Source organism: Roseovarius ramblicola (assembly GCF_042430665.1).
In the GTDB taxonomy this organism is placed as follows: domain Bacteria; phylum Pseudomonadota; class Alphaproteobacteria; order Rhodobacterales; family Rhodobacteraceae; genus Roseovarius; species Roseovarius ramblicola.
In genome coordinates this window covers 326,382-345,200 of sequence record NZ_JBHMEC010000017.1, presented here as the reverse complement: position 1 = coordinate 345,200, position 18,819 = coordinate 326,382, and the positions used below count along the sequence as shown (strand labels likewise).

Here is an 18,819-nt window from a genome sequence, read left to right as displayed (position 1 = left end):
CTTGACCTTCCAGCGCTGGAGCATGGCCTGATACTTTCGGAGGCTGGCACATCGCCGGAAAAGGAGAGCATCCGGCGCGCGCCGTGACCACCCGAGGCAGAGGCCGCGACAGAGGCAAGACAACAGGTAGGACATGACCAGAATCGGTTGGATGATCGCGGCTGTGCTGGCGGTGGGGGTCGGCGCGCTCGTCTGGCAGGGCATGCGACCGGGACCGGAGGGACATTCGATGACCTCGCCGGACACGTCTGGAATCGCGGACGGGGCCGCCATCGTCAAGGTGAGCGTGCCGGACGAGCTGTCGTCAGAGGACCGCATGGGAGAGCGCGCGTTCAACGCCAAATGCGCGGCCTGCCACGGGGCAAACGCCGCAGGGCGCGAAGGGCGGGGTCCGCCGCTGATCCACAAGATCTATGAGCCGGGCCATCACGCGGACATGGCCTTCGTTATGGCGGCAAGGAACGGCGTGCGGGCACATCACTGGCGCTACGGCAACATGCCGCCGGTGGATGGCGTGACGGATGCCGACGTCAAGGCGATCACCGCTTATGTGCGTGCGCTTCAGAAGGAAAACGGGATTTTCTGAGGGAAGCCAGTGGAGGCACGCCGGCGCGTTTGACGCGACGGCTTCCCTCATCGCGGATGACAGCGCACGACCGCAACAATCGACCGAAGAGGAGGACACTGAAATGAAACCTTTTATCACTGCCATCGCAGGCAGCGCGGTCGCGCTGGCGAGCCCGGCGGTATTTGCGGCGGGCAGCCATGACGGCGGACATGGGCACGGGCACGAGGCCCCGATCGGGCGACCCGGCGATGCGGCAAAGGCGGATCGCGTCATCGAGGTCAGCATGACCGAGATGGCGTTCGATCCCTCGACCATCGAAGTCAGGGCGGGCGAGACCGTTACCTTTGCCGTGACCAATGACGGAGACCTCGTCCACGAGTTCAACCTCGGCACCGAAGCCATGTGGCAGGCGCACATGGACGAAATGAGAGAGATGATGGAAACCGGCATGATGAGCGCCGCGCAAATCCATCACGACAGGATGATGCAGGCCGGCATGATGCATGACGATGCCAACAGTGTCCTGCTGGAGCCCGGTGAAACCGCCAGGGTGACGTGGACGTTCGGCGAACGGACGGACCTGGGCTTTGCCTGCAATGTGCCCGGGCATCGCGCGTCCGGCATGGTCGGCGATATCGCGTTCACGACACGCTAGAGCGCGCCCGCGTTCATTCGCAGTCTCGCGCCAATTGCTTGATTTCGCATGTTCGGGGAGCTCAAGACCGGTCCCCGTTCTTGAGCAACATGCTCTGGGAGCCGGGCCCGGCGGGGTCAGTATCCGCGCCAGATCCAGCCGCCCCCCAGCACCCGCGTGCCGCCCGTCTCATAGACCACGCAGGCCTGTCCGGGCGAGACGCCTTCCTCGGGGGTGAGCAGCTCCACCTCGGCCCCGGTCTCCGACAGGGGCCGCAGCACCGCCTCGCGCGGGGGGCGGGTGGAGCGGAGCTTGACCGAGACATGCCATTCGGACCGCGACGTGAGGGGGGTGTCGCCCAGCCAGTTGATCTCTCGCACCGGCACGGTACGCGTGGCCAGCATGTCCTTGGGGCCGACGATCACGCGATGGCTGTCGACGTCGAGCCGAACCACGTAGAGCGGCTCTTCCAGCCCGCCAATGCCGAGGCCGCGGCGCTGTCCGATTGTGTAGTGGATCACGCCATTGTGCGTGCCCAGCACCCGTCCGTCGGCATGGACGATCTCGCCCGGCTCGGCGGCACCGGGGCGCAGCTTTTCGATCACGCCGGCGTAATTGCCGTCGGGGACAAAGCAGATGTCTTGGCTGTCGGGCTTGTCGGCCACGCGCAGCCCGTGGCGCGCGGCCAGCGCGCGGGTCTCGGCCTTGGAGCCGAGATGGCCCAGCGGAAAGCGCAGATAGGCCAGTTGCTCGGGTGTCGTCGAGAACAGGAAATAGGATTGGTCGCGGCCTGCATCGGCGGCGCAGTGCAGTTCCGGCCCCTGCGCGCCCACCCGGCGCTGAATGTAATGGCCGGTCGCCATGCAATCCGCGTCGAGGTCGCGCGCGGTTTCCAGCAAGTCGCGAAACTTGACGCGCTCGTTGCAGCGGATGCACGGTACCGGCGTCGCCCCGGCGAGATAGCTGTCGGCAAACTCGTCGATCACCGCATCGCGGAACACCGATTCGTAATCGAGCACGTAATGGGGAAAGCCTACCTCCTCGGCCACGCGCCGCGCGTCGTGGATGTCGCGCCCGGCGCAGCATGCGCCCTTCTTCGCCAAGGCCGCCCCGTGGTCGTAGAGTTGCAGGGTCACGCCCACCACATCGTAGCCCTCGGCGGCCAACTGCGCCGCCACCACCGACGAATCGACCCCGCCCGACATCGCGACCACCACGCGCGTCTCGGCGGGCGGCTTGGCGAATCCGAGCGAATTTAGGGGTGTGTTCTCATCGAGGGGCATGGTCGTCTCCGCAGCGTATCCGGCGAAATATAGGAAAATGCAAGGCACTCTCAAGGCCCGGTTTCACCCCGCGTTAAACCTGTCCGCGCATCATCGGACCCGCATCGGGGAAGGGGTGAGAGTGATGTATCTGAAGAAGGTCGACGGGCCAAGGGCGGTGACGCTGCCCGATGGCAAAGTGATGAGCCGGGCGGACCTGCCGCCGCCCGATACCGCGCGGTGGGTGGCCTCGCGCAAACTCGCTGTGGTGCGTGGAATCGCCTTTGGGTTGATGACCCGGTTCGAAGCAATGCGCATCTATGGGTTGAGCGATGAAGAGCTAGATAGTTGGACCCGTGCTGCAAAATACCATGGAAAAGAGGGGTTAAAGGTCACGAACGGCAAGGATGCTGGACAACCGAAACGTTAGTTGTCAAAATGTTCCGTGGTTGGTAACGCGCGATTAACCATTTCTGTTCAGGGTTGTGAACATGTCGACACGACCGAACGGAGAAACGTTATGCGTGTATTGCTCGTCGAGGATGATCCCACCACATGCAAGAGCATCGAGATGATGCTCGGCCATGCCAATCTCAATGTCTATACCACCGATCTGGGGGAGGAGGGGATCGACCTCGCCAAGCTCTACGATTACGACCTGATCCTGCTCGATCTCGGACTGCCGGACATGAACGGTCACGAGGTGCTGCGTCAATTGCGCCTGTCACGGGTTTCGACGCCCATCCTGATCCTGTCCGGCGACGACGATACCGAGAGCAAGCTCAAGGGCTTCGGCTTTGGCGCGGACGATTACCTCACCAAGCCGTTCCACCGCGAGGAACTGGTGGCGCGCATTCACGCCATCATCCGCCGGTCCAAGGGACACTCGCAATCGGTGATCCGCACCGGCAAGATCAACGTCAACCTCGACGCCAAGACCGTGGAAGCGGGCGGACAGGGCGTGCATCTGACGGGCAAGGAATATCAGATGCTTGAGCTTCTGTCGCTGCGCAAGGGCACGACGCTGACCAAGGAGATGTTTCTCAACCACCTGTATGGCGGCATGGATGAGCCGGAACTCAAGATCATCGACGTGTTCATATGCAAGCTGCGCAAGAAGCTGGCCGAGGCCACCGGCGGCGAGACCTACATCGAGACGGTCTGGGGCCGGGGCTACGTGCTGCGCGACCCAGAGCCTGACATGCGGAACGGCACGGCACTGGCGATCGGGGCCTGACCCGCGGCATCTGGACCTCGCCGCGCGCGCGCCCTATCACGTCAGACGGGTGACCGCGCGGGGGGCCGATGAGCGACGAGACCGACACGACCGCCGTCGAGGCGCTGACCGAGGCGCAGGCGCAGGCGCAACTGGCGCGGCTGGCAAAGCTGCTGGCAGAGGCCGACGCAGCCTATCACACCGACGACGCGCCGGTGATGTCGGATGCCGAGTATGACGCGCTCAAGGCCCGCAATACGGCAATCGAGGCGCGCTTTCCCGCCCTAAAGCGCGCCGACAGCCCGTCAGAACGGGTCGGCGCCGCGCCCGCCGACGGGTTTGCCAAGGTGCGCCACGCGCAGCGGATGCTCAGCCTCGGCAATGCCTTCTCCGCCGAGGACATAACCGAGTTCGACACCCGCATCCGGCGTTATCTCGGCCTCGGGGACGAAGACCCGCTGGCCTATACGTCAGAGCCCAAGATCGACGGGCTGAGCCTCAGCCTGCGCTATGAGCAGGGCCGCCTCGTGCAGGCGGCGACGCGCGGCGATGGCGAGGTGGGCGAAAACGTCACCGCCAACGCCCGCACCATCGACGACATCCCCGAAACCCTCACCGGTGCGCCCGACCTGCTGGAGATACGCGGCGAGGTCTACATGAGCCACGCGGATTTCGCGGACCTGAACGCGCGGCAGGCCGAACGCGGGGCCAAGACCTTTGCCAACCCCCGCAACGCCGCCGCAGGCTCCCTGCGCCAGCTTGACCCAGGCATCACCGCCGCGCGCCCGCTGCGCTTCTTCGCCTATGGTTGGGGTGAATTATCCGCGCCGCTCGCCGACACGCAAATGCGCGCCATCGAGCAGCTCGCCGCGCTCGGCTTTGTCACCAACCCGCTCACCGCGCTTTGCGACGGGCCCGACGCGCTTCTATCCCATTATCGCGAGATCGAACAGGCCCGCGCCACGCTGGGCTATGACATCGACGGGGTGGTCTGCAAGGTCGATGATCTCGCGCTTCAGGCGCGGCTGGGCTACCGCGCCACCACACCCCGCTGGGCCATCGCCCACAAGTTCCCCGCCGAGCTGGCCTGGACCCGGATCGAGGCGATCGACATCCAAGTGGGGCGCACCGGCGCGCTCTCGCCGGTGGCGCGGCTCTCGCCGGTAACGGTGGGCGGCGTGGTGGTCTCGAACGCGACGCTCCACAACGAGGATTACATCGCCGGGCGCGGTGCCTCGGGCGAGGTGATCCGCCCCGACGCGGACGGCACGCCCAAGGATATCCGCGTGGGCGACTGGGTGCAGGTCTATCGCGCGGGCGACGTGATCCCCAAGATCGCGGACGTGGATCTCTCGAAGCGGCCCGCGGACGCGGCCCCCTACACTTTTCCCGCCACCTGTCCCGAATGCGGTTCCGATGCCGTGCGCGAGCCGGGCGATGCCGTGCGGCGCTGCGTGGGCGGCCTCGTCTGCCCGGCGCAGGCGGTGGAGCGGCTCAAGCATTTCGTCAGCCGCGCCGCGTTCGATATCGAGGGGCTGGGCGCGAAACAGGTGGAGGCGTTCTATCGCGACGGCTGGATCGCGGAACCCGCAGACATCTTCACGCTCAAGGACCGCTATGGCTCCGGCTGCCTGACGCAGCTCAGGAACCGCGAGGGCTGGGGCGACAAGAGCGCGAAGAACCTGCTGGATGCCATTGAAGAAAAACGAAAAATCCCCTTCTCCCGCTTGCTCTTCGCGCTCGGCATCCGCCATGTCGGCGAACAGGCGAGCGCCCTCATCGCGCGCAATTACGGAAACTGGCCCGCCTTTACCGCCGCGATGGATGCCGCCGCCGCTTTCGACGGCCCGGAATGGGAGCGGCTCTTGGGCATCGACGGGGTGGGCGAGGTGCTGGCGCGCAGCCTCGTGCAGACCATGACCGAGCCGCACGAGCGCGCGGGGATAGACCGTCTGGTGGCGCATCTCGACGTGGAAGAGGCCGAGGCCCCCGACACCTCGGGCAGCCCCGTGGCGGGCAAGACCATCGTCTTTACCGGCACGCTGGAGCGGATGACCCGCGCCGAGGCCAAGGCCCGCGCCGAGGCGCTGGGGGCCCGCGTCTCGGGCAGCGTCAGCGCCCGCACCGATCTGCTGGTCGCCGGGCCGGGGGCCGGGTCGAAGGCGAAGAAGGCCGCCGATCTGGGCGTCGAGGTGGTGGACGAGGACGGCTGGTTCGCCCTCATCGGCGAGACATGAGCACCCGGCCCGAGATACTCTTTCCGCTCTTCGCCGGGATCGAGACGCTCGAAGGGGTGGGGCCGAAAACTGCCAAGCACCTCGCCGCGCTCGACATCGCGCGGCCGCGCGACCTGCTCTTCACGCTGCCGCAGTCCGGGGTGGACCGGCGCCGCCGCGCCACCGTGCAGGGCGCCGAGCTCCCCGGCGTGGTCACGGTCGAGGTGGTGGTGGGCCGCCACCACGCGCCTTCGCGCCCCTCGGCCCCCTACCGGGTGGTGGTCGAGGACGCGGGCACCAGCTTTCATCTTGTGTTCTTCCGCGCCAGCGAGGACTACCTGCGCCGCCTTCTGCCCACCGGTGCGCGGCGCGTGGTCTCGGGCAAGGTCGAGCTCTTTGACGGGGTGGCGCAGATCGTCCATCCCGATCACGTCCTGCCGGTGGAGGAGGCCGGCGAGATTCCCGATTTCGAACCGGTCTACCCGCTCACGGCCGGTCTCACGCAGCGGGTGATGGCCAAGGCCGTGCGCGCGGCGCTGGCGCGCGCCCCCGCGCTCGACGAGTGGATCGACGCGGCACAGAAGGCGCAGGCCGGCTGGCCCGACTGGCGCGAGGCGATCGCGATGGCGCATGCCCCGCAGGCCCCGGGCGATCTTGCCCCGTCGGCCGCGTCCCGCGAGCGGCTGGCCTATGACGAACTGATGGCGCATCAGCTCACGCTGGCGCTGGCGCGCGCGCGGCTGCGCCGGTCCAAGGGCCGCGCCACCGTGGGCACCGGCGCGTTGCAGGCAAAGGTGCTCGACGTGCTGCCCTATGCCCTGACCGGCGCGCAAACCCGCGCGCTGGCCGAAATCGCCGCCGACATGGCGAGTGGCATGCGGATGAACCGGCTGTTGCAGGGCGATGTCGGCGCGGGCAAGACGCTGGTGGCGTTCAAGGCGCTGCTGATCGCGGTCGAGGCGGGCGGGCAGGGGGTGCTGATGGCCCCCACCGAGATCCTCGCGCGACAGCATTTCCAGGGCCTCACGCCGCTGGCCGAGGCGGCGGGCGTGCGCATGGACATCCTCACCGGGCGCGACAAGGGTGCGGTGCGCGCGACCAAGCTCGCCGCGCTGGCGGGCGGCGACACGGACATTCTCGTCGGCACCCACGCGGTCTTTCAGAAGGATGTGGATTTCGCCGACCTGCGCCTTGCAGTGGTGGACGAACAGCACCGCTTCGGTGTGCGCCAGCGGCTGGAACTGGGCCGCAAGGGGGCGCAGGCCGACATGCTTGTGATGACCGCGACGCCGATCCCGCGCAGCCTTTCGCTGGCGCAATATGGCGACATGGACGTGAGCGTGCTGGATGAAAAGCCGCCGGGGCGCAAGCCGATCACCACCGCGCTCGTCGGCATGGGGCGCCTGGACGAGGTGGTGGATCACCTGCGCCGGGCGATCGCCGAGGGGCGGCAGTGCTATTGGGTCTGCCCGCTGGTGGAGGAGAGCGAGGCGGTTGACCTCAGTAGCGCCGAGGAGCGCTTTCGCCGTCTGCGCGCGGCGCTTGGCGAGGGGCGCGTGGGGCTGGTGCACGGCCAGATGCCCCCCGAGGACAAGGACGCCGCGATGGCGCGGTTCCAGCGCGGCGAAACGGCTGTGCTGGTCGCAACGACGGTGATCGAGGTGGGAGTGGACGTGCCCAACGCCTCGATCATGGTGATCGAGCGCGCCGAAAGCTTTGGCCTTGCCCAGCTCCACCAGCTTCGCGGGCGGGTGGGGCGCGGCAGCGCCGCCTCGACCTGCCTTCTGATCTACCAGCCGCCCCTGTCGGAGGGCGGACGGCAGCGGCTCGAGACAATGCGCGCCACCGAGGACGGGTTTCGCATCGCGGAGGTGGATCTGGAGATGCGCGGCGCGGGCGATCTCATCGGCACCGCGCAATCGGGGCTGCCGCGGTTCCGCGTCGCGGATCTTGAGAGCCAGGCCGCGCTGATGGCCGTGGCGCAGAGCGACGCGCGCAAGCTGCTGTCGGACGATCCCGGGCTTGCCTCGCCGCGCGGCCAGGCGGCGCGGGTGCTGCTGTGGCTGATGGAGCGCGACCAGGCGATCCGGCTGATTTCCGTCGGGTGACGGTCTGTTCTCAAATGTTCCGTTAATGTTCTTGACACCGGGCCGGCATTTATGAGAACAATCAGGCAACATCAGATCGGAGGCCCGCATGATACAGCAAATCAGGACATCCGCCGCCCGCGCCGGTGACACGATCCTCGGCGACGCCATGGGGGCCTGCGCGCTCGCCGTCATGCTGGTGGGCGCACTCTACCTTCCCGCTCTGCTCTGAGTCGTTTCTGCCTGCCGGTGCGCGGCCATGTGGGGCCCTTCTGTCCCGAATCGGGCTCCGACACCTGCCTGTCCCAAGCCGTTGGGGGCCGCCTCTTGCCCCCGGTGTCCATGACAGGGCCGCCCCGGCCACTCATCCGCCGCCGTTCCCCCCGGAACGCGCGGCGGTTTTTTTGATGGCAGGATCCCCGGCCCGCCCAATGCGCCTCGCCTTCGGGCGGACGGATGCGCTGCACCAGGACGCTGCCGGTCTCGACAATGCCCTCCATTCGCTCCTCCAGCCGGATCATTTCGGACATGGCGCGCTTGAGCTTGTCGCTTTCGTCGCCCAATTCGCCCAGATCGGCGAAGACGCGCTCGCTCGTCTCGATCTGCGCCTCGGCATTGGAGACCACCGCGCGCAGGTCCTCGACTAGGTCGCCCTGTATGGCGAGGATATCGGCATTGACCGTGACCACGCGCTGCAGCACCTCGTCAAGCTCCTCCATCAGGCGGCAGACGCGGTCGAGGAACAGGTTCAGGTCGCGCGCCAGCACGCCAAACTCATCCGCCGTGCGGATCTCGGCCCGGTGGGTCAGCCCGCCATAGGCGCGCGCCAGCCGGCTGACCACCGCGCGCAGGCCCAGAAGCGGCTCGAGCCGCGCCCGCAGGATCAGGAACAGCAGCACCGAGTGCAGCACGATCTTGCCCAGCGACAACAGGCCGGTGAGGCGCATGTCCGCCACCCATTCCGAGAACTCCGTCGCCAGGTCGCGCCGCACGACCACCTCGCCCAGAACGTCGCCCACCTCCGCCTCGCTGCGGCATGACAGGCAGAACGGCTCGGCGGTGACGGGCAGCGTGGCGGCGTTGTTCATCGCCTCGGGCCGGTCCTCCCGCGGGATACCCTCGGGGGTAAAGCCGAACCCCGCCTCGATCGAGCGCGTGGTGACCGGCGCGGGGGTGATGGCAATGCGATAGCCGAGATCGTTCCAGTTGGTTTCGAGGATCGGGTAGACGGTGCGCGCCGCCACCGGCCCACCCTCGTTGCGCATGATCGAGCGGACGTTCTCGGCGATAACGGTGGCGACCTCGCGGGTCGTCTTGGGCCCCTCGGTACGGAATGTATAATTGACCATCCCCGCCTTGAGCGCGAATTCCAGCGCCGTAACCAGCACCAGAAGCACGAAGAAATCGCGGATCATGTGGATGAGGAAGGACTGATCGAACCGCCCGATCAGCGGGCTGCTCTCGTCGAGGCTCTGGCGCGTCATGTCACTCTTCCTGCGTCTTGAGGACACAGGAAGGGGGAATGATGACACGGAAAGGACGGGGCACCTCACATGATGACGCGATCACGCGAGAGCGCTGTCACAGTTCAGGTGCAGGGGGTACGCGCCGCGATCTCGTCCATCGCCTCGGTGGCGGCCTCCAGGGTGAGCATGATCGAGGCGTGGCGGTTCTTGTAGTCGCGCGCGGGGCGTAGCACCTCCAGCCCGTCAAAGGGGGCGGGCGGCGTCGGCCCGTCTTCCTTGAGCATCGCGCGGAGCGCGTCGCGCGCCCCGGCCACCTCTTCGCGCGTGCGGCCCACGATGTTGGCCCCCACCACGCTCGCCGCCGCCTGACCGAGCGCGCAGGCCCTGACCTCGGCGGCATAATCGCTCACGCAACCGTCCTCGCAACTCAGATCGACCGTAACGGTCGAGCCGCAGAGCGGCGCGCGACGGCGCACGGTGGCCTGCGGATCGCCCAGCCGACCGTGGCGCGGAATGTCCGCCGCCAGTTCGAGGATGCGCCCGGAATAGAGCTTGATGAGGTCGGTTTCGCCGCTCATGGCTTTCCCTCCGTGCCATTGCCCCATAAATAGGCGGCTGTGCCCCGGATGCAAAAGGATTTTGTCATGGAATTCGACCCTGCCACGCTGCGCTACGACGCGGGCGGTCTCATCCCCGCAATCGCGCAGGAGCACGCGACCGGCGAGGTGCTGATGATGGCATGGATGAACGCGGAGGCCGTGGCGCGCACGCTCGAGACCGGGCGCGTGACCTATTGGAGCCGCTCGCGACAGGCGTTCTGGGTCAAGGGCGAGACCTCCGGTCACACACAGGACCTCGTGGAGATGCGCGTCGATTGCGACCGCGATTGCCTGCTGCTGCTGATCCGGCAGACCGGACCCGCCTGTCACACCAACCGGCGCTCGTGTTTCTATACCGCGCTGCGCGGCGGCGAGGAAACCGAGATCATGGCACCCGAGGACGTGACAGACTGAGTGTTTCCGGCAAGATGAGCCGTCAGAGGCCGACCAGCGCGCGGATGTCCTGCGGGGCGGCCCCGCTGTCGCGCCAGGTGGCGATGGCGCGGGCGTCGTCGCGTTTGGCCAGCCGCTTGCCGGTCTCATCCCGAATCAGCCGGTGGTGCTCATAGGCCGGTGTGGGCAGGCCGAGCAGGCGCTGCAACAGGATGTGGATCTGCGTGGCAGGGGCGAGGTCCTCGCCGCGGATCACGTGGGTGATGCCCTGATCGGCATCGTCGAGCACCACCGAGAGATGATAGGACGCCCCCATATCGCGGCGCGCGAGAACCACGTCGCCGACGGTGCGAGGCATGTCTTCGATGGAGCTTTTCTCACCTTTCTCCATGTAGAACAAGGCGGTGTCGGCCACTTCGCAGGCGCGCGCCATATCGAGTCGCAGCACGGCACCTTCGGGCATCGGGCCAGTGGGCGGCGTCTCGGGGCGGCAGGTTCCTGGATAGATCACGCCGTCGGGACCGTGCAGCGGCGCGCCCTCCTGCGGGGCCGAGGCGGCGGCGCGAATGTCGGCGCGTGTGCATGAACAATGGTAGATAAGTCTTTGATTCCAAAGCGTTTCCAACGCTTCTCGATAGCGCGGCAGCCGGTCCGACTGGCGCATGACGGGCTTGGGCCAGTCGAGGCCCAGCCAGCCAAGGTCGTCGAATATCTGCGCCTCCCAGTCCGGGCGGCAGCGGGTCCGGTCGAGATCGTCTATCCGCAACAGGAAGATGCCGCCCTCGGCCTTCGCCCGGTCATGGGCGAGCATGGCCGAGAAGGCGTGGCCGAGATGCAGCGGCCCGGTGGGGGACGGGGCGAACCGGGTGACGAAGCTCACGTCCGGGCGACGACATAGACCATGGCACCGATCCCCGCGCCGGGCAAGTGCGGCCCGTGCTCGCGCGACAGGAGCCGCGCGTCGCCGCGTTCGAGCCAGGGCGCGAGCCGCCCCTCGTATTGCGGATCGGCCAGCGCGTGGTCGTTGAAGCTGAAGCCGAGGAGCCCCCCCGGCGGCAGCGCCGTCAGCAACATGTCGAGCGTGTCCGCGGGAGCCGCGCCGACGCCGATCACGCCGGCGGCGGTGATGGCGGGGTATGCGCCCTGCGGCAGCGGCGCGCTATCGTCGAGATCGAGCAGCGCAAGGTTGCGATAGACGCCCTTTTCGCGCGCGCCGTCGAGCATGGCGGGGCTCGGGTCCATCCCGTCGATCACGGTGAAGCCCGCCGCGTGCAGCGCCTCGCCCGAAAGCCCCGTGCCGCAACCGTAATCCAGCACCGGCGCCGTCCGGTCACCGACCTGCGCCGCCAGCGCATGCGCCACGCGGGCCGGCGTGGCATAGCCGTTGGCCGCGATCTCGTCATCGTAGCTTGCGGCCCAGCGGTCATAGAGCGCGCGGGTCTCTTCGGGGGTGTCGAGGGCATAGGCCTTGTCGAGGAAACGTTTGGACATCGTCATACGGCCAGTTCCGCCCCGTGCCGGACGTGTTCGAGCCAGCCCTGCCACGCCGCCTTGGCACGGTCGGTATAGGCCTTGTAGCGGTCACGCCTGCCGCGCCGCCCGCCCTTGAGACCGTCGACGGGCCGGAACAGGCCGAAATTGACGTTCATCGGCTGAAAGGTTTTCGCGTCGGCCCCGCCTGTGATGTGGTGGATGAGCGCCCCCATCGCGCTGTCTTGCGGCACCGGGGGCAGGGTGCGGCCCAGCATCCCGGCGGCCGCAAGCCGCCCGGCGACGAGCCCCATCGCCGCGGACTCGACGTAGCCCTCGACCCCGGTGATCTGCCCGGCAAAGCGGATATTGGGGCGCGCGCGCAGACGAAGCCGGTCGTCGAGCAGCGTGGGGGAATTGAGAAAGGTGTTGCGATGGATGCCGCCGAGTCGCGCGAACCGTGCGTCCTCCAATCCCGGAATCATCCTGAAAACAGATGCTTGCGGACCATACTTCATCTTGGTCTGGAAGCCGACGATGTTGTAGAGTGTGCCCAGCGCGTTATCGCGGCGCAATTGCACCACCGCGTGCGGCTTGATCTCGGGCTGATGTGGATTGGTCAGGCCGACGGGCTTCATCGGGCCGTGGCGCAGCGTCTCGCGTCCGCGTTCGGCCATCACCTCGATGGGCAGGCAGCCGTCGAAATAGGGCGCGTCCTCGCCGTCGTGAAACTCGGTCTTGTCGGCGGCGATGAGCGCGTCGATGAATGCCTCGTAAGTATCTTTGTCCATTGGACAATTCAGATAGGCGGTGCGCTCTGCCTCGCTGTCGCCCTTGTCATAGCGCGACTGCATCCACGCGCGGGACATGTCGATGCTGTCGAAATGCACGATCGGCGCGATGGCGTCGAAAAAGGCGAGCGCGTCGCTGCCGGTCTCGCGGGCGATGGCCTGACCGAGGCCCTCCGAGGTCAGCGGGCCGGTCGCGAAAATCCACTGACCGCTCTCGGGAATCTTTGTGATTTCATCGGCTTGCACGGTGATCTTCGGGTGACTGACGAGCCGCTCGGTGACCGCGCGCGCGAACGGTTCGCGGTCCACGGCGAGCGCGCCGCCAGCGGGCAGGCGGTGACGGTCAGCCATCTCCATGATGAGGCCACCCGCCGCCCGCATTTCCCAGTGCAACAGGCCGACGGCGTTCTGCTCGTCGTCGTCGGAACGGAAGGAATTGGAGCAGACCATCTCCGCCAGGTCGCCGGTACGATGCGCGAAGGTTTTGATATTCGGGCGCATTTCGTGGATCACCACGTCCACGCCCATATTCGCGGCCTGCCACGCGGCCTCGGATCCGGCCATGCCGCCGCCGACGATGTGCAGCGGTTCGTTCATTGTTGCCAGTCCGGCGCGCGCTTTTGCAGGAAGGCGTTGATGCCCTCGTCGGTGTCGCGGTCGAGCATGTTCTCGACCATCACCGCGCCGGTATGGGCATAGGCATCGTCGAGCCCCAGTTCCAACTGCTCGTAGAAGGCGCGCTTGCCGATGCGCACCGCCGAGCCGAGCTTGGCGGCGACGGTTTCGGCGAGGGTCATGGTCTCAACCTCAAGGTTCGCGGGTTCAACCGCACGGTTGATGAGGCCAAGCTGTGCCGCGCGGTCGGTCTCGATGAATTGACCGGTGGTGAGCATCTCGAAGGTCTGCTTGCGGGGGATGTTGCGCGACAGCGCCACCATGGGCGTGGAGCAAAAGAGCCCGATATTGACGCCGTTGACGCCGAAGCGCGTGCCATGCGCGGCCACCGCCATGTCGCAGGAGGCGACAAGCTGGCAGCCCGCGGCGGTGGCGATGCCGTGGGGCGACGCGATCACCGGCTGGGGCAGGTTGCGGATCGCCGTCATCACGGCGGTGCAGCGCGAGAACAGATCGGCGAAATAGGCGCGGCCCTTGTCTTCGGATTGACGGGCGGCCTGCATTTCCTTGAGGTCGTGGCCGGCGCAGAACGCCTTACCCGCGCCGGCGAGCGTGACGACGCGGATTGCGCGGTCCTCGGCCAGCCGGGCGAATTCCTCGCTGAGGGCGGCCAGCATCGCATCCGAGAGCGCGTTCAGGTTGCCGGGTGAATTCATGGTGAGCCGCGCAATCGCGCCGCTGTCGTCGCGTTCGAGAATTGCCATCTTGTCTCCTTTTCCGTGTTGTGGACATTGTGGCACGAAACCGGGCAGGGAGAAAAGCATGACCGTCACCATGGACGCCGCCGAGCTCACGCATTTCCTCGGCCGCGAATTTCCGCAGGTCGCGCAGGATTTCGTGATCGAGGAGGTGGGCGCGCGGCGCATCCGGGTGCGCCTTGCCGTGGGCGAGCGGCACCTGCGGCCCGGCGGCACGGTGTCGGGGCCGTCGATCTTTGCGCTGGCGGATGTCGCGGTCTACCTCGCGCTTTTGGCGATGATCGGGCCCGAGGCGCTGGCGGTGACGACCAATTGCTCCATCGACTTCATGCGCAAGCCTGCCGCCAACACCGACCTGATCGCCGAGTGCCGCCTGCTCAAGGTCGGCCGCGTTCTGGCGGTGGGCGAGGTTCTGATCTTTTCGGACGGGGCAGAGGCACCGGTGGCGCGGGCGAGCCTGACCTATTCGATCCCGCCGCAACGGGACGACGAGAAAAGCTGATTCGCAATTCGATCTTTGCGCCCGGCCCGGCGCTGGCTACGCTGCCGGCGCAGAGGAGGAATGCCGATGACCGAAACGCAGATACGCCCCTTCGGGGTGCCGGATATGGGGGAGGTGCGGTTCGCGATGCTGGCCGAGGCGCTGCGCCGCGGCTGGGCGGACATGCGCCGTGCGCCGGGCTACGGCATCCTGTTCGCCGGGGTCTACGTGGCGATCGGGCTGGCGATGGCGGGCGTCACATGGGCCACCGGCAAGAGCTACTGGCTGATCTTTGCCGCCGTGGGCTTTCCGCTGGTCGGGCCGTTCGCGGCGGTCGGGCTTTACGAGGTGAGCCACCGGCTGAGCGAGGGTCGCCCGCTGGCGGCGCGCGAGATCCTCGGGGTGATCGCCCATCAGCGGCGGCGGCAACTGCCCTCGATCTGCGCGATCATCGTCATGGTGTTCCTGTTCTGGTTCTTTCTCGCGCACATGATCTTTGCGCTGTTCCTCGGGCTCTCGACGATGACCAACGTGTCGTCCTCCTTCGACGTCTATCTGACGCGCGAGGGGCTCTCGATGCTGGCAGTGGGCACCGGCGTGGGGGCGTGTTTCGCGCTGCTTCTCTATGCGCTCACGGTGATCTCGCTGCCGCTGCTGCTGGACCGAGAGGTGGATTTCGTGACCGCGATGCTGACGAGCCTGGCGGTCGTGATGGAGAACCCGGTGCCGATGCTTGGCTGGGCGGCGCTGGTGGCGGGGCTGACCTTCGTCGCCTTGCTGCCCGCGTTTCTCGGGCTGTTTCTGGTGCTGCCGCTGCTGGGCCACGCCACTTGGCATCTCTACCGGCTGGTCTGCGCGGCGGGGGAGACAAGCCCCGAGAGGTAGGTGTCGAGCGCGCGCGACAGCATCGCGCGCGCCTCGGGCGGATGGCTCAGCCCGGCGGAATTGCGCAGGTAAAGCTCTACCACCCCGTGGCTGAGCGACCAGACATGCGCCGTCACCTCGGCGGCATCGGCGTTCATCCCGTCACACGCGCCGTGCAGCACGTCGCGCGCGCGCCCCGCCGCCTCGGACAGCGCCGGGCGGCGGGCGAGGTCTATGCCGCTTTCGAACATGGCGACGTAATGCCCGGGATGGCGCTCGGCGAAGGCGAGATACGCCTGCGCCATCGCCCGCACGCGCGGCGCCCCCGGCAGCGCGTCCACCTCCGACAGCATCGCGGCGAAGAGTTCGTAGCCCTGTCGTGCGGCCTCGGCCACGAGATCGTCGCGCCCGGCGAAATGGCGGTATATGGCGGCGGGTGTCACGCCCGCCTGCCGCGCCGCCCCGGACAGGGTAAAGCCCTGCGGCCCCCTGGCCACGATGAGGGTGAGGGTTGCCTCGATCAGGGCCTCGCGAAGGTTGCCGTGATGATAGCCCTTCTTAGCCATTCAGGTTGTCGGGCCAGATGTCGGGGCCGCCGATGATCGACGGATCGGACGCGCCGACCGCCCGCGCATCCTTGCGGTCGTAGTCGATCTGCGACAGCACATGCCGGATCGCGGCCACCCGCGCGCGGCGCTTGTCGTCGGCGCGCACCACCGTCCACGGCGCGTGATCGGTGTGGGACCGCTCCAGCGTCTCGGCGATCGCGGCGCTGTAGTCGGGCCATTTCGCCAGCCCCTCGACGTCGATCCGGCTCAGCTTCCACTGCTTGAGCGGATTGCTCTCGCGCGCGAGGAAGCGGCGCAACTGCTCGGCGCGGCCGACGTTGAGCCAGAATTTGAAGAGGTGGATGCCCTCGGCCACCAGCATCCGCTCGAAATCCGGCACCTGGGCAAAGAAATATTCGCGCTGCTCGGGCGTGCAAAAGCCAAAGACATGCTCGATCACGCCGCGATTGTACCAGCTCCGGTCGTAGAACACGATTTCGCCGCCGGCGGGCAGGTGGTCGATATAGCGCTGGAAATACCATTGCGTCGCCTCCGTGTCCGAGGGTTTGGGCAGCGCCACGAGCCGCGCACCGCGCGGGTTGAGGTTGGCGCGAAAGCGCTTGATCGTGCCGCCCTTGCCCGCCGCGTCGCGCCCCTCGAACACGATGGCCACGCGCGCGCCGGTCCTGCGCGCCCAGTACTGGAGCTTGACCAGTTCGATTTGCAGCCGCTCAAGCTCGCGCTCATAGGCCTTGCGCGCCATCCGCTCGGAATAGGGAAAGCCGGGGTCGAGCACCTCGTCGCGGTCGGCGCGGGCGATGGCGTCGCGCACCTCTCGTGGTGCATCGTTCTCGTAAAAGGCGCTGATCGCGCCGTCGAAGGGGAGCTCCATGCCGGGGCCTCGTCGTCAGGGGGGTTCACTATGGCCGCTCAGTCCCGCGGGTGCAATCCGGCGCGGGTGGCGGCGCGGTGGATGGCGGCGATCACGGCGGTCATGGCGGCGTGGTGGGGCATGTGGCCGATGCCGTCGAGCGATGTGAGGGTCGCGCCGGGCACCTCGGCGGCCAGCGGACGGGCGTGGATCGACAGGCCCACGGTGGTGTCGGCGGTGCCGTGCACGATTTCCGCCGGTACCTCGATCTCCGCATAGCGGGTGTGCAGCGCCTCGATCTGCGCCAGCAGCCCGGCGCGTTGCCGGGCGTTCTCGCGCAGGGTCTCGCGGCGCAGGGTAAGCCCCGTGCCGACATGGGAGAGATAGCCTTCGGGTGGATCCTGTGGCGCGAAAATCTCCGATACCGCGGTCTCGACATAGCTGTCGGGCACCCAGGCGGTCAGGACCGGCGCGGCGAGCGGCCCCAGAACCGGGTGCGACAGCACCTTGTAGAGCGGCGGCAGGGCGCTGTCCCACGGCTTGGCGGCACCTGCGACCGAGACCAGCGCCGACAGCGCATCGGGTCGCGTCACCGCCCAGGCGAGCGCCACCGCGCCGCCGTAGCTGTGGCCAAGGACGACGGGGCGGTCGGCCCCCAGCTTTGCCGCCGCCTGCTGCAAGAGCGCGGCCTGCTGCGTGATCGTGGCGCCGCCGCGGCCGATCCGCTCGCCATGGCCCAGACCGGGCCGGTCGAACACGATCACGCGGAAGGCCCCGGCCAGCGCCGGGGCGAGGTCAAAGGTCATGTCACGGGTGTTGCCCGAGGCGCCGTGGATGAGCACCAGATCGGGGGCGTCCCCGGGCCCCATCACGACCGCGTGGACGCGGGTGCCCTCCACGGTCACGAACTGGCCCTGGGGCGGCCACTCGGCCTCGGCGCGGGCCTCGTGGACGCGGGCCTTCCACAGGGTGAGCGCCGCGAGTGCGGCGGCGGTCAGCAGCAGGAGGGTGAGCTTCATCGCTCAGGCCCGCAGGTCGGTGGTGTCCACGCCGATCCGCGCGCTGTCATAGGGGGTTGTCTGATAGATTTCGGATATCCAGTTGCCGTAGAGCAGATGCGCGTGGCTGCGCCAGCGGTTTTGCGGGGCGCGCGCCGGGTCATCCTCGGGGTAGTAGTTGCCCGGCACGTTGATCGGCGTCGCATTGGCGATGTCGCGGTCATATTCCTGCTTGAGCGTGTCGCTGTCATATTCGAAATGGTTGAAGATATAGAGCGCCCGGTGGCCCGTGTCCTCGACCATGCAGGGGCCGACCTCGTCGCTGTCGAGCAGGATGGTCAGGCCCGGCACGGCCTCGATCTCGGCGCGCCGCATTTCGGTCCAGCGGCTGACGGGGATCACGCAATCGTCGGAAAAACCGCGCAGGTAGGGCGAGGCGGGGGCCATGTTGCGGTGCCGGAAACAGCCGAACGCCTTGGCCGGCAGCATGTGTTTCCTGACGCCGTGGAAATGGTTGATCATCGCCATGCCGCCCCAGCACACGCCAAAGGTGGAATGCACATGGCTCTGCGTCCAGTCGAACACCCGGCGCAATTCGTCCCAATAGGTGACGGCGTCGAAATCGAGATGCTCGATCGGCGCGCCGGTGATGATCAGCCCGTCATATTTGTCGCCCGCCGCCGCCACCTCGGCGAAGGGGCGGTAGAAGCTCTCCATGTGGTCGGCAGCGGTGGTCTTGGAATGGTGCTCGGTCATGCGGATGAGGTCGAGCTCGATCTGCAGCGGCGTCGCCCCGATGAGCCGCGCGAACTGCGTCTCGGTCTGGATTTTCCTGGGCATGAGGTTGAGCAGGCCGATGCGCAGCGGGCGGATGTCCTGCCGGTCGGCCTGTCCGGGATCCATCACCATCACGCCCTCGCGTTTGAGCACGGAATGGGCGGGCAGGTCGGCGGGGATCTTGATGGGCATGGGGTGCGGTCCT

The 18,819-nt window shown here is 67.5% G+C and carries 21 protein-coding genes; 10 read left to right on the top strand and 11 right to left on the bottom strand.

All coding sequences use genetic code 11. The features are described from left to right. Nucleotides 1–133 precede the first annotated feature (133 nt). Both ACFFU4_RS12360 and ACFFU4_RS12355 read left to right on the top strand, forming a co-directional pair. A complete protein-coding gene (locus tag ACFFU4_RS12360) occupies nucleotides 134–586 on the top strand; it encodes a c-type cytochrome (protein WP_377070076.1) in 453 nt (150 codons plus the stop codon). Between the two features lie 103 nt (nucleotides 587–689). After that, a complete protein-coding gene (locus tag ACFFU4_RS12355; protein WP_377070075.1) occupies nucleotides 690–1,223 on the top strand; it encodes a cupredoxin domain-containing protein in 534 nt (177 codons plus the stop codon). A 116-nt stretch (nucleotides 1,224–1,339) separates the two neighbouring features. Here the strand turns inward: ACFFU4_RS12355 and mnmA are convergent, their stop codons facing one another. Continuing rightward, the gene (gene mnmA / locus ACFFU4_RS12350) at nucleotides 1,340–2,485 is read right to left on the bottom strand and encodes a tRNA 2-thiouridine(34) synthase MnmA (RefSeq protein WP_377070074.1); all 1,146 of its coding nucleotides are present in this window, start codon (nucleotides 2,483–2,485) and stop codon (nucleotides 1,340–1,342) included. A 124-nt stretch (nucleotides 2,486–2,609) separates the two neighbouring features. On the opposite strand from mnmA, the gene sciP reads away from it, so the two are divergent. The 5 genes from sciP (at nucleotide 2,610) to ACFFU4_RS12325 (ending at nucleotide 8,215) form a co-directional block, all read left to right on the top strand. Then, nucleotides 2,610–2,894, top strand: a complete 285-nt coding sequence (sciP, locus tag ACFFU4_RS12345) for a CtrA inhibitor SciP (protein ID WP_377070073.1) — start codon at nucleotides 2,610–2,612, stop codon at nucleotides 2,892–2,894. Between the two features lie 90 nt (nucleotides 2,895–2,984). Further along, nucleotides 2,985–3,701 (top strand): response regulator transcription factor CtrA, encoded by a 717-nt coding sequence (ctrA, locus tag ACFFU4_RS12340; protein WP_377070072.1) that lies wholly within the window; start codon nucleotides 2,985–2,987, stop codon nucleotides 3,699–3,701. A 68-nt stretch (nucleotides 3,702–3,769) separates the two neighbouring features. Next, nucleotides 3,770–5,917, top strand: a complete 2,148-nt coding sequence (ligA, locus tag ACFFU4_RS12335; protein ID WP_377070071.1) for an NAD-dependent DNA ligase LigA — start codon at nucleotides 3,770–3,772, stop codon at nucleotides 5,915–5,917. Beyond that, complete coding sequence (recG, locus tag ACFFU4_RS12330; RefSeq protein WP_377070070.1) at nucleotides 5,914–8,004, top strand: ATP-dependent DNA helicase RecG; 2,091 nt, start codon at nucleotides 5,914–5,916, stop codon at nucleotides 8,002–8,004. The genes ligA and recG overlap by 4 nt, the downstream gene beginning before the upstream one ends. Nucleotides 8,005–8,092: 88 nt before the next feature. Then, entirely contained in the window at nucleotides 8,093–8,215 is a 123-nt protein-coding gene (locus ACFFU4_RS12325; RefSeq protein ID WP_377070069.1) for a hypothetical protein, read from the top strand. Here ACFFU4_RS12325 and ACFFU4_RS12320 read toward each other — a convergent pair. Further along, nucleotides 8,175–9,467 carry a HAMP domain-containing protein gene (locus ACFFU4_RS12320; protein WP_377070068.1) on the bottom strand — a complete coding sequence of 431 codons (1,293 nt, stop codon included), beginning with the start codon at nucleotides 9,465–9,467 and terminating at the stop codon, nucleotides 8,175–8,177. The two genes, ACFFU4_RS12325 and ACFFU4_RS12320, sit on opposite strands and share 41 nt — an antisense overlap. A gap of 104 nt (nucleotides 9,468–9,571) precedes the next feature. Next, nucleotides 9,572–10,027, bottom strand: coding sequence for an iron-sulfur cluster assembly scaffold protein (locus ACFFU4_RS12315; protein WP_377070067.1), 456 nt, complete (start codon nucleotides 10,025–10,027; stop codon nucleotides 9,572–9,574). 66 nt (nucleotides 10,028–10,093) lie between these two features. Between ACFFU4_RS12315 and hisI the strand changes: the two genes are divergently transcribed. After that, on the top strand, nucleotides 10,094–10,462 hold the full coding sequence (gene hisI / locus ACFFU4_RS12310) for a phosphoribosyl-AMP cyclohydrolase (RefSeq protein ID WP_377070066.1): 369 nt from the start codon (nucleotides 10,094–10,096) through the stop codon (nucleotides 10,460–10,462). Between the two features lie 22 nt (nucleotides 10,463–10,484). Here the strand turns inward: hisI and gluQRS are convergent, their stop codons facing one another. Genes gluQRS through ACFFU4_RS12290 form a run of 4 tightly spaced genes read right to left on the bottom strand, consistent with a single transcriptional unit; the run spans nucleotide 10,485 to nucleotide 14,081 of the window. Next, nucleotides 10,485–11,321 (bottom strand): tRNA glutamyl-Q(34) synthetase GluQRS, encoded by an 837-nt coding sequence (gluQRS, locus tag ACFFU4_RS12305; protein ID WP_377070065.1) that lies wholly within the window; start codon nucleotides 11,319–11,321, stop codon nucleotides 10,485–10,487. Next, entirely contained in the window at nucleotides 11,318–11,932 is a 615-nt protein-coding gene (locus ACFFU4_RS12300; protein WP_377070064.1) for a class I SAM-dependent DNA methyltransferase, read from the bottom strand. Before ACFFU4_RS12300 ends, gluQRS begins: the two co-directional genes overlap by 4 nt. Nucleotides 11,933–11,934: 2 nt before the next feature. Next, nucleotides 11,935–13,299, bottom strand: coding sequence for a methylenetetrahydrofolate--tRNA-(uracil(54)-C(5))-methyltransferase (FADH(2)-oxidizing) TrmFO (gene trmFO, locus ACFFU4_RS12295; RefSeq protein ID WP_377070063.1), 1,365 nt, complete (start codon nucleotides 13,297–13,299; stop codon nucleotides 11,935–11,937). Further along, nucleotides 13,296–14,081, bottom strand: coding sequence for an enoyl-CoA hydratase (locus ACFFU4_RS12290; RefSeq protein WP_377070062.1), 786 nt, complete (start codon nucleotides 14,079–14,081; stop codon nucleotides 13,296–13,298). Before ACFFU4_RS12290 ends, trmFO begins: the two co-directional genes overlap by 4 nt. Before the next feature lie 58 nt (nucleotides 14,082–14,139). On the opposite strand from ACFFU4_RS12290, the gene ACFFU4_RS12285 reads away from it, so the two are divergent. Both ACFFU4_RS12285 and ACFFU4_RS12280 read left to right on the top strand, forming a co-directional pair. Continuing rightward, nucleotides 14,140–14,577: a PaaI family thioesterase gene (locus ACFFU4_RS12285; protein ID WP_377070061.1), complete on the top strand. Its 438-nt coding sequence runs from the start codon at nucleotides 14,140–14,142 to the stop codon at nucleotides 14,575–14,577. A gap of 66 nt (nucleotides 14,578–14,643) precedes the next feature. Continuing rightward, nucleotides 14,644–15,441: a DUF2189 domain-containing protein gene (locus ACFFU4_RS12280; protein ID WP_377070060.1), complete on the top strand. Its 798-nt coding sequence runs from the start codon at nucleotides 14,644–14,646 to the stop codon at nucleotides 15,439–15,441. Here ACFFU4_RS12280 and ACFFU4_RS12275 read toward each other — a convergent pair. The 4 genes from ACFFU4_RS12275 to metA are packed head-to-tail and all read right to left on the bottom strand — an operon-like array spanning nucleotide 15,396 to nucleotide 18,806. After that, on the bottom strand, nucleotides 15,396–15,986 hold the full coding sequence (locus ACFFU4_RS12275; RefSeq protein WP_377070059.1) for a TetR/AcrR family transcriptional regulator: 591 nt from the start codon (nucleotides 15,984–15,986) through the stop codon (nucleotides 15,396–15,398). The two genes, ACFFU4_RS12280 and ACFFU4_RS12275, sit on opposite strands and share 46 nt — an antisense overlap. Then, nucleotides 15,979–16,860: a polyphosphate kinase 2 gene (gene ppk2, locus ACFFU4_RS12270; RefSeq protein WP_377070058.1), complete on the bottom strand. Its 882-nt coding sequence runs from the start codon at nucleotides 16,858–16,860 to the stop codon at nucleotides 15,979–15,981. Before ppk2 ends, ACFFU4_RS12275 begins: the two co-directional genes overlap by 8 nt. Nucleotides 16,861–16,898: 38 nt before the next feature. Then, on the bottom strand, nucleotides 16,899–17,858 hold the full coding sequence (locus ACFFU4_RS12265; protein WP_377070057.1) for an alpha/beta fold hydrolase: 960 nt from the start codon (nucleotides 17,856–17,858) through the stop codon (nucleotides 16,899–16,901). Between the two features lie 3 nt (nucleotides 17,859–17,861). Next, nucleotides 17,862–18,806 carry a homoserine O-acetyltransferase MetA gene (gene metA, locus ACFFU4_RS12260; protein WP_377070056.1) on the bottom strand — a complete coding sequence of 315 codons (945 nt, stop codon included), beginning with the start codon at nucleotides 18,804–18,806 and terminating at the stop codon, nucleotides 17,862–17,864. Nucleotides 18,807–18,819 lie beyond the last annotated feature (13 nt).